This window comes from Agathobaculum faecis (genome assembly GCF_014287995.1).
In the GTDB taxonomy this organism is placed as follows: domain Bacteria; phylum Bacillota; class Clostridia; order Oscillospirales; family Butyricicoccaceae; genus Agathobaculum; species Agathobaculum ammoniilyticum.
On record NZ_JACOPL010000006.1, the window covers coordinates 145,385 to 159,931 of the forward strand.

The 14,547-nt window shown below is 59.5% G+C and carries 11 protein-coding genes and 1 riboswitch; of the genes, 7 read left to right on the forward strand and 4 right to left on the reverse strand.

All coding sequences use genetic code 11. From position 1 onward, the window contains the following. Positions 1-4: 4 nt before the first annotated feature. Complete coding sequence (locus H8S45_RS07960) at positions 5-886, reverse strand: aldose 1-epimerase family protein (protein WP_054326399.1); 882 nt, start codon at positions 884-886, stop codon at positions 5-7. A gap of 748 nt (positions 887-1,634) precedes the next feature. Here H8S45_RS07960 and H8S45_RS07965 point away from each other — a divergent pair. After that, entirely contained in the window at positions 1,635-2,957 is a 1,323-nt protein-coding gene (locus H8S45_RS07965; protein WP_242977986.1) for a collagen-like protein, read from the forward strand. 87 nt (positions 2,958-3,044) lie between these two features. On the opposite strand, the gene H8S45_RS07970 is transcribed toward H8S45_RS07965, so the two are convergent. Further along, complete coding sequence (locus H8S45_RS07970) at positions 3,045-3,650, reverse strand: sugar O-acetyltransferase (protein WP_054326396.1); 606 nt, start codon at positions 3,648-3,650, stop codon at positions 3,045-3,047. 44 nt (positions 3,651-3,694) lie between these two features. Next, positions 3,695-4,879: a methionine adenosyltransferase gene (gene metK, locus H8S45_RS07975; RefSeq protein ID WP_186949904.1), complete on the reverse strand. Its 1,185-nt coding sequence runs from the start codon at positions 4,877-4,879 to the stop codon at positions 3,695-3,697. Positions 4,880-4,958: 79 nt separating this feature from the next. After that, positions 4,959-5,062: riboswitch (SAM riboswitch) on the reverse strand. 283 nt (positions 5,063-5,345) lie between these two features. Between metK and H8S45_RS07980 the strand changes: the two genes are divergently transcribed. From H8S45_RS07980 to H8S45_RS08000, 5 genes are all read left to right on the forward strand, one after another. After that, a complete protein-coding gene (locus tag H8S45_RS07980; protein WP_082396829.1) occupies positions 5,346-8,309 on the forward strand; it encodes an acyl-CoA dehydratase activase in 2,964 nt (987 codons plus the stop codon). Next, the gene (locus H8S45_RS07985) at positions 8,284-9,552 is read left to right on the forward strand and encodes a 2-hydroxyacyl-CoA dehydratase (RefSeq protein WP_242977929.1); all 1,269 of its coding nucleotides are present in this window, start codon (positions 8,284-8,286) and stop codon (positions 9,550-9,552) included. The genes H8S45_RS07980 and H8S45_RS07985 overlap by 26 nt, the downstream gene beginning before the upstream one ends. A gap of 173 nt (positions 9,553-9,725) precedes the next feature. Continuing rightward, a complete protein-coding gene (locus tag H8S45_RS07990) occupies positions 9,726-9,971 on the forward strand; it encodes a FeoA family protein (protein WP_107631696.1) in 246 nt (81 codons plus the stop codon). Continuing rightward, entirely contained in the window at positions 9,968-11,146 is a 1,179-nt protein-coding gene (locus H8S45_RS07995) for a FeoB small GTPase domain-containing protein (protein ID WP_186949905.1), read from the forward strand. Before H8S45_RS07990 ends, H8S45_RS07995 begins: the two co-directional genes overlap by 4 nt. Before the next feature lie 78 nt (positions 11,147-11,224). Then, positions 11,225-11,695 carry a low molecular weight protein-tyrosine-phosphatase gene (locus tag H8S45_RS08000; protein WP_147573986.1) on the forward strand — a complete coding sequence of 157 codons (471 nt, stop codon included), beginning with the start codon at positions 11,225-11,227 and terminating at the stop codon, positions 11,693-11,695. A 36-nt stretch (positions 11,696-11,731) separates the two neighbouring features. Here the strand turns inward: H8S45_RS08000 and H8S45_RS08005 are convergent, their stop codons facing one another. Next, positions 11,732-12,448: a FadR/GntR family transcriptional regulator gene (locus tag H8S45_RS08005; protein ID WP_147573985.1), complete on the reverse strand. Its 717-nt coding sequence runs from the start codon at positions 12,446-12,448 to the stop codon at positions 11,732-11,734. 259 nt (positions 12,449-12,707) lie between these two features. Between H8S45_RS08005 and ilvD the strand changes: the two genes are divergently transcribed. Continuing rightward, entirely contained in the window at positions 12,708-14,423 is a 1,716-nt protein-coding gene (ilvD, locus tag H8S45_RS08010; protein ID WP_054326390.1) for a dihydroxy-acid dehydratase, read from the forward strand. Positions 14,424-14,547 lie beyond the last annotated feature (124 nt).

Here is a 14,547-nt window from a genome sequence, read left to right on the forward strand (position 1 = left end):
CACCTCAGTCGGTTATTGTTGTGGAGAACGAAAGCGTTTCTTCCTGCCCGGGCTGCAGGACGCGCACGCCCACCTTGTTTTCGATCGCGTGATCCAGATAGCCGCCATCCGGCAGGGTACTCCAGGGCTCAAGGCAGACAAACGGCACGTCAAAATCCTTATAAGGGCTCCATAGTGCAAAGTACGGAAAGTCCGAAAAGTCCATGGTCACCCGCTTGTCATTTTTCCGGCAAACAATCGAGGTGCGCCGTACCGGCAAATCATCCAGGATCATCGCGTCCGCGCGGAATGTCTCCCTGCCGATTGGCAGACAGCCGTCCACGAGCGGCAGGTCGCCATGCTCCCTGCTCAGCATTACGTTTTCATCCGTGATTACCGGATGCAGCGCCTGCACCCCTTCGAATTCCACAGCGTAATCCGTGATCTGCTCCCCCGTCTTCCAGCACAACGTATAGGCGTCATGCCCACCGACCTCGTAGTACATCGGCGTATCACTCTGGTTGCGGACCGCATGCTCCTTTTTCAGCGTCGCGCCCTCCAGCGTATAGCGCACCGTACAGGCAAAGTCCCACGGATACATTTTTTTCGTATATTCGCTCTGTTGCAGCAGGAACTCCACGCAGGTATCGCCCACGCGGTTCGCACGCCATTCCAGATCGCGGCCAAAGCCATGCTGTGTGATTTCATACGCCGTACCGCTGACTGTATAGGTCTTATCCTTGAGCCGCCCCACAATTGGGAACAGGATCGGCGCATGGCGCTTCCATGCAGCCGGATCGGCCTGCCAGATATATTCCGTACCGTCCTTTTTGCTATAAAAGCTGGTCAGCTCCGCGCCCATTTCGTTAACCGTCACCTTGAACCGTTTGTTTTCCAATACCTGCATATTCATTCTCCTTCCCGATGGTTGAATACCATCAGCGTACCTCTTTTATGAAGGAAAGTCAATACGCACCCGCGCGTATCCGCACATTTATGAGCCCATGGGCCGAATAGGCTGAATTGCGGTGTTATCAGCAAACAGGATGCGAGAGCAAAGCTGTCAGGGCCGGAATAGAATGATAATGCTTGGAGGCGCGTTGTTCTCCAGAATAAAATGCCGTACGCATAATATGGTTACCTCCAAGTCTGAGAATCTATTCAAGCGAAGGTTGACTATTATGAATTGTTATGGATATAAATCCTGCTGCCCCTCCATGTCAAGCGAAGATCATTTCATTCCGGGGCCACAAGGTCCGCAGGGGCCGCAAGGACCACAGGGGCCACGGGGGGAACGCGGACCTCAGGGAGCCCGCGGTGAAAAGGGTGAAATGGGCTGCCCTGGTCCTGTTGGTCCAAGAGGAATGATGGGGCTTCAAGGGCCGCGAGGGCCACAAGGTGTCCGTGGTGATATGGGGCCAAAGGGTGATCCAGGTGCTGTCGGACCGCAGGGGCCGCGCGGCAATCCGGGTCCCATGGGCCCGCAGGGTGACAGGGGTCCGGCCGGCCCGAAAGGAGACGCCGGTCCTGTAGGGCCAGCAGGCCCCAAAGGGGATAAAGGTGAACCTGGCGAACGTGGGCCAGCCGGAGAACAAGGCCCGATGGGTGAACAAGGCTTTGCTGGGGAAAGAGGCCCACAAGGCCCGCAAGGGGATATGGGCTGTCCCGGTCCGCAAGGCGAACAAGGGCCGCAAGGTGAACAGGGTCCACAGGGCGAGCGAGGGCTACAGGGCGAAAAGGGTGATACCGGTCCGCAGGGCGCAACCGGTGCTACACCCACCGTAACCGTTGGAACGGTAACTGCCGGTGATACAGCGGGCGTTTTGGCAAATGAAACCGATACCGGCATATCTCTGGATTTCGTCCTTCCCGCCGGCCCTGCCGGTCCACAGGGCGCAAAGGGTGAGGCTGGTGAAAAGGGCGATACCGGTCCGCAGGGCGCAACCGGCGCTACGCCCACCGTAACCGTTGGAACGGTAACTGCCGGTGATACAGCGGGCGTTTTGGCAAATGAGACCGATACCGGCATATCTCTGGATTTCGTCCTCCCCGCCGGCCCTGCCGGTCCACAGGGCGCAAAGGGTGAGGCTGGTGAAAAGGGCGATACCGGTCCGCAAGGCGCAACCGGTGCTACGCCCACCGTAACCGTTGGAACGGTAACTGCCGGTGATACAGCGGGCGTTTTGGCAAATGAGACCGACACCGGCATATCTCTGGATTTCGTCCTTCCCGCCGGCCCTGCCGGTCCGCAGGGCGTAAAAGGTGAGGCTGGTGAAAAGGGCGATACCGGTCCGCAAGGCGCAACCGGTGCTACGCCCACCGTAACCGTTGGAACGGTAACTGCCGGTGATACAGCGGGCGTTTTGGCAAATGAAACCGATACCGGCATATCTCTGGATTTCGTCCTCCCCGCCGGCCCTGCCGGTCCGCAGGGCGCAAAGGGCGAGGCTGGTGAAAAGGGCGATACCGGTCCTGCACCAGCCATTGAAATAGCAGAGGACACCGTCACCTCTTATAAATTGCGTTTTAAAACCTCCGCGCAGGATATTGTGAGCCCCAATTTGCGTGGCACCTCCATCACGTATAATGCCGACCTGTCCAAAGCCGGCAGTACGACGGAAGTTCCTCTTGACGCGCTAACTTTGTCAGCGGAGTATGTTTCAGCCGATGCAATACGGTTATCGATCCGCCCAAAAGAGACCGGCACTTCAGTGCTGGCAGATATACGCCGCGTCAGCATCTACGACGGAGGTGTATTTGATATTCAAACGAATGACAATACGACCATTACTACGCGTATGGTGCTGGACGATACGCTTTTCAGCCACTCTCGCGAAATGCACTGGATGAACATTCGGATTCAGAACCCATCTACCGGCCTGTGGTCCATGTGTGTAGTACGCACCTTCTGTTCGCTGAATGGAAGTCGCACTTCGATTTGCGTTGACTGGCTATATACAGGCGTATCTTTTAAGTAAGGCAAGTAGAGCCGTGAAATCAGGCGGCTCTACTGGTTGAAACAAAAAGCTCTGCCAGTATGTTGGCAGAGCTTTTTGTTTTTCCTACTAAAGCAGTTCCATCTTGGAGTCCGCTTCGGTGATGGGGCGCAGCGGTCTGCACGGCACGCCGACAGCAAGGTAGCCCGCTGGAATATCCTTTGTCACCACACTGCCCGCGCCGATGACCGCTCCATCACCAATCGTCACACCGCCCAGCACCACAGCGTTCGCTGCGATCCAAACATCGTTTCCAATATGGATATCTTCTGCATATTCGGACATGGAAACATGCCCATCCGGATAGCGCATGCTGGTACGTTCCGCTGCAATCAGCGGGTGGTTGGTCGCCATGAGTGAAACGTTCGGTCCAAGCATCACATTATCGCCGATATAAATGCGCGCGTCATCCATCACGGTTAGGTTAAAATTGCAGAAAAAGTTTTCCCCAATAAAGGTATGCGAACCATAGTTGAACTGAATCGGCCCCTGAAAATAATATTTTTCCCCGATCGCGCCGATAAACTCACGCACGACCGGCAGCCGCGCCGCATCATACTCGTCCATCTGATTGAACCGCTGGCACAGGATATGCGCCTTATGCTTGATATCCCGCAGTTCCCTAGTACGCGCGTCGAACAGCTTGCCCGCAAAAATCTTTTCCTCTTCCGTCATCTGTTACCGCCTCCAAAACAGTCCTTTTGTCTGCGGCCGCCCGTTCAGTCGAACGCCTTTTTCAGCTCCTCCGCCTTATCGGTCTGCTCCCACTTGACGCCCAGCTCCTCGCGCCCCATGTGGCCATAGGCGGCGAGCTGCTTGTAGATCGGCCGGCGCAGGTCAAGCGTTTCGATCAGTGCCGCCGGACGCAGGTCGAACACGCGGCGCACGGCCTCGGCCAGCCGGCCCTCGTCAACCACACCCGTTCCGAACGTTTCCACCATGATGGATACCGGCTCCGCTACGCCGATCGCATAGGCCAACTGTAGCTCGCAGCGCCGCGCCAGCCCCGCTGCGACGATATTCTTCGCTACCCAGCGCGCGGCATACGCCGCGGAACGGTCCACCTTGGTCGGGTCCTTGCCGGAGAACGCGCCGCCGCCGTGCCTGCCGATGCCGCCGTAGGTATCGACGATGATCTTCCGTCCGGTCAGGCCGGAGTCTCCCTGCGGGCCGCCGATGACAAAGCGGCCAGTCGGGTTGATATAGTATCTGGTGTTTTCATCCAGCAGATGACTCGGGATGACCGGACGGATCACCTGCTCAACCATGTCCTTGCGGATTTGCTGGAGGGACACCTCGGGGCTGTGCTGGGTGGAAAGCACAACGGTATCGACCCGCACCGGCTGCCCATCTTCATCATATTCGACCGTGACCTGGCTTTTGCCATCCGGCCGGAGGTAGTCGAACATGCCGTTCTTGCGCACCTCGGCCAGACGCTTGGCCAGCTTATGCGCCAGCGAGATGGGCAGCGGCATCAGCTCGGGTGTTTCATCGCACGCGTAGCCGAACATCATCCCCTGGTCGCCCGCGCCGATGGCGAGGTCCGCGTCAGCCGCGCCCGCTTTGCGCTCCAGCGAGCTATCCACGCCCAGAGCGATGTCGGGCGACTGCTCATCGATCGAGGTCAGCACCGCGCAGGTGTCGCAGTCAAAGCCGTACTTGGCGCGGTCGTAGCCGATCTCCCGAATCGTGTCGCGCACGACCCTGGGGATATCCACATAGCAGGTCGTGGAGATCTCGCCCATGACCTGTACCATGCCGGTCGTGCAGGTCGTTTCGCAGGCCACGCGCGCGTACGGGTCGCTCGTTAAGATTTCGTTAAGGATTGCGTCCGAAATCTGGTCGCAGATCTTGTCCGGATGCCCCTCCGTGACGGATTCCGATGTAAAAAAATGATGTGCCATAGCGATTTTATTCCTTTCTGCATTTTTCGGGAGAGCAACAAAAAACGCTCCCTTTTGGGAGCGAAAAGTGCGTTTTGCCCCCTCATCTTTCGTGTTCATACGCCGGATTTGGCACCTTACGCATGGATTTGCGCAGGTTGCCGGGTTTCACAGGGCCGTTCCCTCCACCGCTCTCGATAAGGAAATTTATTCATTTACGCAGTCTATTTTATATAAAAATACGCGCTTTGTCAAGGCGTATTTTCGGCAGCCCCGCACCTTTACAGTGGATTGACATTTCTCCCATGCGCGTATATATTAAATAAGTAAGATTGCGGTCTTGCGGCGGCTTTCCCCCATTTATACCAGTTCAGGAAAGCATTTCCCAGCGAAAACCCCTGTTTTCTGCAACGCAGAACGCATCTTGCCGCAATTTTCCATGCGTCTTGCGGCGCATTGTTTTTTACACGGGAGAAAAAGGATACTTATGAATGTAAACGTAGGAATCGACATCGGCTCGACGACCGTTAAGATCGTTGTCGTGCGCGATGGGGAGATTATCCACAAACATTATGAGCGCCACTTTTCCAAGGTGCGCGAAAAGGCTGTCGAGCTTGTGACAAATGCCCGCAGCCTGATCGGTGAGGACGCCGTTATCCACTGCGCGATCACCGGCTCGGCTGGCCTCGGCGTTGCCAAGGCGTCGGGTATCGACTTTGTGCAGGAGGTATTCGCCACCCGCAAGGCGGTCGGCGTCCATGTCCCGCAGGCCGACGTGGTTATCGAGCTGGGCGGCGAGGATGCGAAGATCGTTTTCCTGACCGGCCAGCTGGAGGAGCGCATGAACGGCTCCTGCGCCGGCGGCACGGGCGCTTTCATCGACCAAATGGCGATCCTGCTTGACGTGACGCCCACCGAACTGGACGAACTGGCGCAGGGCGCGGAGCGTATCTATACTATCGCTTCCCGCTGCGGTGTGTTCGCCAAGTCGGATATCCAGCCGCTGCTCAATGAGGGCGCACGCAAGGAGGATGTTGCCGCCTCCATTTTCCAGGCGGTCGTTAACCAGACGGTCGCGGGGCTTGCGCAGGGGCGCGAGATCAAGGGGGACGTCCTCTTCCTCGGCGGTCCGCTGTTTTTCTTCAAATGCCTGCAGCGACAATTCCAGAAAACCCTGCAGCTCGACGACGACCATGCGCATTTTCCGGCGCTCGCCCCCTATGCTATCGCGGCGGGCGCGGCGGAATATGCCAAAGACACCCGCTCCACCTATTCCGTCGATTCCCTGCTGGAAGCGCTGGAAAAGGCCGCGGCCGCGCCTCTGGTGGCCCAATACTTGCCGCCGCTGTTTGAAAACGATGAGCAATACCAGGCCTTCAAGCGCCGCCACGGGGTACACGACGTAATGACGGAAAACGTGACCGTTTATCAGGGCGACGCTTATCTGGGCATCGATTGCGGTTCAACAACTACCAAATTGGTATTAATCGGTGAAGACCATCAGATCCTGTTCCACCATTACCAGTCCAATAAGGGCAATCCGGCCGACGTGATCCGCGAGCAGCTCACCAAGCTCTATGAGCTGTGCGGCGACCGCGTGCATATCGTGTCCAGCGCAGTCACGGGCTACGGCGAGGCGCTCATCCAGAACGCCTTCGGCGTGGATTTCGGCCTGGTCGAAACGGTCGCGCACTTCCGCGCGGCGCGCCACTTCTGTCCGGACGTGGACTTCATCATCGATATCGGCGGGCAGGATATCAAATGCTTCAAGATCCGCAACAAATGCATTGATAATATTTCGCTCAACGAGGCCTGCTCGTCCGGCTGCGGCTCGTTCATCGAAACCTTTGCCCGCTCGATGGGCTATTCAATCGAGGAATTCTGCAAGCTCGGCCTGTTCGCCCAGCACCCGATCGACCTTGGCTCGCGCTGCACGGTATTCATGAACTCGTCGGTCAAGCAGGCGCAGAAGGACGGCGCGGGCATCGACGCGATCTCGGCCGGCCTGTCGGTTTCGGTCGTCAAAAACGCGCTGTACAAGGTCATCCGCGCTCACTCGCCGGATGACCTCGGCCAGCACATCGTGGTGCAGGGCGGCACCTTCCTCAACGACGCCATCCTACGCTCGTTCGAGCAGGAGATCGGCCGCGACGTGACCCGTCCCGCGATCTCCGGCCTGATGGGCGCATACGGCGCCGCGCTGCACGCCAAGGACAACCGTCCCGCTAAAACCACGCTGATTGGCATGGACGTGCTTTCCCATTTCCGCCACACGGTCAAATCCGCGCGCTGCGGCCTGTGCGAGAACCACTGCAGCCTGACGGTCAACGATTTCGGCGGCGGGCGGCGGTTCATCTCGGGCAACCGCTGCGAACGGCCGCTCGGCGGCACAAAGAAGGCCGAGCTGCCCAACCTGTATAAATGGAAGCTCGAAAAGCTCAAGAGCATGGGCGAGCCGAGCGGTAAGCCCATGCCGAATGGCACAATCGGCATCCCGTTCGGCCTGAATATGTATGAGCTGCTGCCGTTCTGGACCACATTCCTGCGCGCGCTCGGCTTTGAAACCGTACTGTCCGACGTATCCACGCGCGATATGTATATGCGCGGGCAGCACTCCATCCCGTCGGACACGGTCTGCTATCCGGCCAAGCTGATGCACGGGCATATCGAAAACCTGCTCGACAAGGGTGTGGACGCGATTTTCTATCCCTGCATGACCTATAACATCGACGAGGGCCGCGCCACCAACTGCTACAACTGTCCGGTTGTGGCCTATTATCCCGAGCTGCTCAAGGCCAACGTGAGCGCGCTGCAGGACTTTGACTTTATGATGCCGTATTTTGAACTGACCGAACCCAAGCGCTTTGTCCAGCAGGCGGTCAAGTACTTTTGCGGGAAATACCCCAGACTGAAGAAAAAGCAGGTGGCCGCTGCGTCCCAGGCCGCGTATCAGGCGCTGGCGGACTATTATGCACAGATCCGCATCGAGGGGCAGAAGGCCATCGCCTACGCGGACACGCACGGGCTGGATATCGCGGTCATCGCAGGCCGGCCGTACCACGTCGATCCTGAGATCAACCACGGCATCGACCAGCTCATTGCTTCATTCAACATGGTTATCGTGTCCGAGGACGCGGTCTGGCAGCTTGCCAAGGTACCGGAGGTCCATGTGCTCAACCAGTGGACCTACCATTCCCGCATGTACGGCGCGGCGAAGTATGTCACACGCAAGGAAAACGCGCAGCTCATCCAGCTCGTATCGTTCGGCTGTGGCATCGATGCGATCACAACGGACGAAATGCGCGCTATTTGTGAAGACGGCGGCAAAATCTATACACAGCTTAAAATTGACGAGATCAGCAACCTGGGCGCGGCCAAAATCCGCATCCGCAGCATGCTGGCCGCAGTAGAGGAGGGCAGAAAGCTTGCAGAACAACAACATATCAGCTAACCCTCCGGAGCGGCCGCGGTTCACTGAGGAAATGCGCAAGGATTATACCATCCTGGTACCCAACATGCTGCCAGTCCAGCTCGGCTTGATGTGCCGCCTGATGAAAAACTACGGCTACAACATGGAGCTGCTGCATACCGAAGGCCCGAACATCGCGGAGCAGGGTCTGCGCAACGTGCATAACGACACCTGCTATCCGGCCCTGCTGGTCATCGGCCAGCTGCTGGACGCGATCGAATCCGGCAAGTATGACATCCATAAGGTCGCGCTCATTCTACCGCAGACGGGCGGCGGCTGCCGCGCCTCCAACTATATCCATTTGCTGCGCAAGGCGCTGGATAAAAACGGATACGGGTTTATTCCCGTCATATCGCTCAACTTCGCTGGACTCGAGGCGGACATCAACCCCGGCTTCAAGCTGACCAAAACTATGGTCATGCAGATCGCCTACGCGCTGCTGATCGGCGATCTGATCATGATGGTCGCCAACCAGTGCCGCCCTTATGAATGCGTTCCCGGCTCGACCGATAAGGCGATCGACATCTGCATGAGCGCGGTCACCTCGCGCTTTACCAGCGACCGCATCATCCGCTACGGCGAAGTCAAGCACCTGTACCGGTATGTGCTGCAGGTTTTCGGCAAGATCAAGCTGGACAAATCGCAAAAAAAGAAGATGGTCGGCATCGTGGGCGAGATTTATGTCAAATTCTCCCCGCTCGGCAACAACCAGTTGGAAGCGTTTTTGCTCTCCGAGGGCTGCGAGCCTGTCCTCCCCGGCCTGATGGACTTCTGTATGTACTCAGTCTACAACTCGGTCATCGACCATGAGCTATACGGCCGCTCGGGGGCGCGCGCCGCGACCTATAAGGTGATTTACCAGTTCCTGCTCAGCAAGCAGGCGGATATCATCCGCCTGATGAAGCGGGACGGCAACTTCCGCCCGCCCATGCCGTTTGAAGAGGTGCGCAAAAAAGCGCTCGACATCATCGGGCCGGGCGTAAAAATGGGCGAAGGCTGGCTGCTGCCCGCCGAGATGGTCGAGTTGATTACCGAGGGCGTGACCAATATCGTTTGCACCCAGCCGTTCGGCTGCCTGCCCAACCACATTGCCGGCAAAGGGATGATCCGAAAAATCCGAGAACTGTATCCGCAGGCGAACATCGTCGCGGTCGATTACGACCCCGGCGCGTCAAAAATAAACCAAGAGAACCGCATCAAGCTGATGCTATCCTCCGCCGAATAACCCTGATACGACCGAAAAATGCCGCTGACGCGGCGTTTTTCTTTTTTGCGCTCCGCTGCGGCGCGGGGTTTTGCCGCGCTCCGGATGTCACGCCGCCCTCCCGCCGCATAGCATGAAGTAACCGCCCTTTCCCTGCGGAAAGCGCGGCCAAATCCTAAATAGGGAATGATAGCATGAACCATGAAACCTTTTTCCCGCTGCCCGACCTGCCGGAAGGGATGGGCGCGCGCGTGCGCACGTTACACCTCTCGGGCGGAATGCGCCGCCGCCTGCAGGATCTCGGCCTGGTTGACGGGACGCGGGTGACCTGCATACAGCGCGCCGCCGCGGGTGATCCCACCGCCTACCTGATCCGCGGCGCGGTCATCGCCCTGCGGAAAAGCGACGCCGCACAGATCGAAGTCGGGGTGGTCCCTTGAGGCAGCGCACCGGAGCGCCGGTGGTCGCGCTGGCCGGCAACCCGAACGTAGGCAAATCGACGGTGTTCAACGCGCTCACCGGCAGCCGCCAGCACACTGGGAACTGGAGCGGCAAAACCGTTGCAAACGCATACGGCGTGATGCGCTGCGGCGATACAGGCCTGACGCTGGTCGACCTGCCCGGTACTTATTCCCTGCGCGCCCGCTCCTCTGAGGAGCGCGTTGCCCGCGATTTCCTCGCCTCCGGCGATGCGGACGCAGCCATCCTTGTTGCGGACGCGACCTGCCTGGAACGCAATCTGATTTTGGTCCTGCAGGTACTCGAGGTCATGCCGAACGCCGTACTCTGCCTCAATCTGATGGATGAAGCGCGCAAAAAGCGTATCCGAATCAACACCGAAGCCCTGCAGCGCGAGCTGGGCATTCCAGTCGTCCCCTGCGCTGCGCGGCGCGGACGCGGCCTGCCGCAGCTCACGCAGGCGGTATGCTGCGTGCTGGAAAACGATGCGTCCGGTCCGGTCGCTGCGATCCGCTATCCGGATGTGATCGAAAACGCGCTGCAGCGGGTGGGCGGTACACGCGGCGAAGCGCTTGCCACGCTCGCGCTGCACCCGCCCGGCGGCCTGACCGGACAGCAATTCGACGACATGGTAACCGCCGCGGCCGCGCTGCGCGCGGAGGAGATCGCCCTCACCTGTGTCCAGGTACCGGAGGCTGCCTGCGCCCGCGACCGGCAGCTCGACCGCATCCTGATGAGCCGCCGCCTGGGAATCCCGCTCATGCTCCTCCTGCTCGCCCTGGTCTTTTATATCACCCTGTTCGGCGCAAATGTGCCAAGCGAATGGCTCGGCACGCACCTGCTGGGCCTGACCGCGCCGATCGCGGCCGGCTTGTCCGCGCTCGGGCTTCCTCCCTTTGTTGTTTCCATGCTGGCCGATGGCGTATGGCGCGTGCTGGCGACCGTCGTATCTGTCATGCTGCCGCCCATGGCGATCTTCTTCCCATTGTTCACGCTGCTGGAGGATGCCGGCTATCTGCCGCGCGTGGCCTTCCAGCTCGACCATGCGTTCCAGCGGGCGCACGCCTGCGGCAAGCAAAGCCTAAGCATGTGCTTATGGAAAAAGTGTATGCGGCCGCAGCCGCTTGACAGGCGCGGCGCCATCGCGTATATTTGATTATAACAAAAAGTTAGCAATATCTGCACTTAACAAAGAGGTTCAAGGCCTTTAATCAGATCTCAGGAGTTATAAAGAATGACAAAAATATTATTCGTGTGCCACGGCAATATCTGCCGCAGCCCCATGGCCGAGTTCGTAATGAACGACCTGCTGCAGCGCGCCGGCCTGTCCGGCTGCGCGCAAGTCGCTTCCGCTGCTGTGAGTGCGGAGGAGCTCGGCAATCCCGTCTACCCGCCAGCGCGCCGCAAGCTGGCCGAGCACGGGATACGATGTGACGGAAAAACCGCCCGCCTGCTGCAGGCGGCGGACTACCAGACCTACGACCTTCTGATCGGCATGGACCGCCGCAACCTCGAGGCGATGCGCCGCATCTGCGGCAGCGATCCTGACCATAAACTGTGCCTGCTGCTTGATTTCACCGCCCAGCCCCGCGATGTTGCCGATCCCTGGTACACCCGCGACTTTGAGCAGACCTGGCTGGATATCACAGCCGGCTGCACCGCCCTGCTCCAGACATGCTTCAGCGCGCAGACGGGACCTCTATAACCACACCCACGCCAGCCAAAGAGCGGCGGTAAAAACTTACCGCCGCTCTTTTGTATCCCCTGTTTGCCCATCCCGTGCCAGCAGCCCGCGCAGGCGGTTCCGGTTATAGACCAGGTGCAGCGTCATTGCATCCTCTGCGGCAATCGGGTCGTTTGCACGGACAGCCTCCACGATGGCACGATGCGAGCTGATCGTTTCTTCCTTCAGGCGTGCGTCCGTCAGGTCGATAAACAGATCGATCGCCCCCAGAATGATCGGCTCCAGATTCGGAATCACCACATTGCCGCTCAGCTTGCCGAGCTTGGCATGGAACGCGGCGTCCTCCTGCGTGTGCCGCGCGCCGGCAGCATACCGCTGCTCGACGGCCAGCGCCAGCGCGGCCAGCTCGTCCGCCTGCGCGGGGGTAGCGCGCAGCGCGGCCAACGCGGCAACACGGGGCTCGAGCATCATGCGGAACTCCACCAAGTCGGCAGCCAGCTTCTGTTTATCACGGATAAAAGTGAAGCCCAGCGGATCGTCCGATACGCCGGTGTTCCCGCTGACGAACACCCCCGCCCCCTGCCGCGCCTCCAGGATATTGCGCGAGGACAGCATGCGCACCGCTTCCCGCAGCGTGCTGCGCCCCACTCCCAGCAGGCCGGACAGTTCCCTTTCGTTGGGCAGCCGGTCCCCCTGCTCCAGCCCTCTGTCCACGATATATGCGATCAGCGCGTCCGCTGTCTGGCCGGCCAGCGACCGGTTATCCTCCGCCATGGTGCCGCCTCCTTTCCTGTCTCTATTGTATCCCAACCGACCGGCGCGCGCAAGCACTTCCCAGCATTTCCTCCCCAAATCATCAGATATATTCCATCTTCTTTATTTTTTGTTTGTGTTATTTTCCCGATTTTTTGTTTTAATTATTGACTTGTCCTACTGGAAGCGCCTATAATAAGCTTAAAGTCATCAGATGAATTTGATGGGTGCGTAAAACAATCAGGCAAAACACGTTTGAGAGAAAAGGAGCGGAACTGGTATGATAAGTCAGGAGATTCGCAAGCTCGCGCCGGAGCAGGACCCGCTGCGCATGGGCATGGGCTGGACGGTGGAGGATCTGTCCAAGCCCCAGATCATGATCGAGAGCACATTCGGCGACAGCCACCCGGGCAGCGCTCATCTGCTTGAGCTGGTTGACCGCGCGGCGGATGGCGTCAAGCAGGCGGGCGGCCGGCCCGCCCGCTATTTTGCCACGGATATCTGCGACGGTATGGCGCAGGGGCATGACGGCATCAACTATTCGCTCGCCTCGCGTGACACGATCTGCAGCATGATCGAGATACACGCGGGCGCGACGCCGTTTGACGGCGGTATTTTTGTGGCCTCCTGTGACAAGGCGGTACCCGCGCACCTGATGGGGATCGGCCGCGTCAATATGCCTTCCATCCTGGTCACGGGCGGCGTCATGGATGCGGGTCCCGACCTGCTGACGCTCGAACAGATCGGCAAATACAGCGCCATGTGCCAGCGCGGCGAGATCACCGAGGAACAGCTCACCTATTACAAGCAGCACGCCTGCCCCTCCTGCGGCGCGTGCTCGTTCATGGGTACCGCCTCCACCATGCAGGTCATGGGCGAGGCGCTCGGCCTGATGCTGCCCGGTTCGGCGCTCATGCCCGCCACCTGCGAGGACCTGCGCGACGTTGCGCGCCGCGCGGGCGAGCAGGTCATGCGTCTTGCGCAAGCCGGTCTCAAGCCGCGCGATATCGTCACGCGCGAGTCGTTCGAGAACGCCATCATGGTGCATGCGGCGATCTCCGGCTCCACCAACTCGCTCATCCATATGCCTGCGATTGCGCATGAGTTCGGCATCGAGCTGGACGCCGAGCTGTTTGACCGCATGCACCGCGGCGCGCATTATCTGCTCGATATCCGTCCGGCGGGCAAGTGGCCGGCGCAGTATTTCTATTACGCGGGCGGCGTGCCGCGCATCATGGAGGAGATCAAGTCCATGCTGCACCTCGACGCGATGACCGTCACCGGCAAAACGCTGGGCGAAAACCTGGAAGAGTTGCGCGCCAACGGCTTCTATGACAAGTGCGACGAATACTGCGCCGCGCACGGCGTGACCCGCGACGACGTTATTCACCCATTTGACAAGGCGATCGGCACGGACGGCGCGATCGCGATTCTTAAGGGCAACCTCGCGCCCGAAGGGGCGGTCATCAAGCATACGGCCTGCCCCAAGGAGATGTTCCAGGCGACGCTGCGCGCCCGCCCATTCGACAGCGAGGAAGAGGCGATCGACGCGGTCCTGACCCACAAAATCCAGCCCGGCGACGCGGTGTTCATCCGCTACGAAGGCCCCAAGGGCTCCGGCATGCCTGAAATGTTCTACACCTCGGAGGCGATTTCGTCCGACAAGGAGCTTGGTCGCTCGATCGCCCTGATCACGGACGGACGCTTCTCCGGCGCGTCCACCGGCCCGTCCATCGGCCACGTTTCGCCCGAGGCGGCCAGCGGCGGCCCGATCGCGCTGGTCGAGGAGGGCGACCTTATCCGCATCGATATCCCCGCGCGCGTGCTTGCGATCGTCGGTGTGAACGGCGAGGAAAAAACGCCCGCCGAAATGGAGGCAATCCTGGCCACGCGCCGCGCCAAGTGGCAGCCGAAGCCGGCGAAATACACCTCCGGCGTGCTCAAGATCTTCTCCGAGCACGCGGTATCCCCCATGCAGGGCGGTTACATGAAATAACGCGCAAACAGGCTTTCCCAACCGCCTGCGGCGACCAGCCGCAGGCGGTTTTCCTGTCCGCGCGGCAATGTTAAGCACGCTTAAAATGTTCGCTAAGCCTTCGCAAGAGCCGTTGAACCGCGTG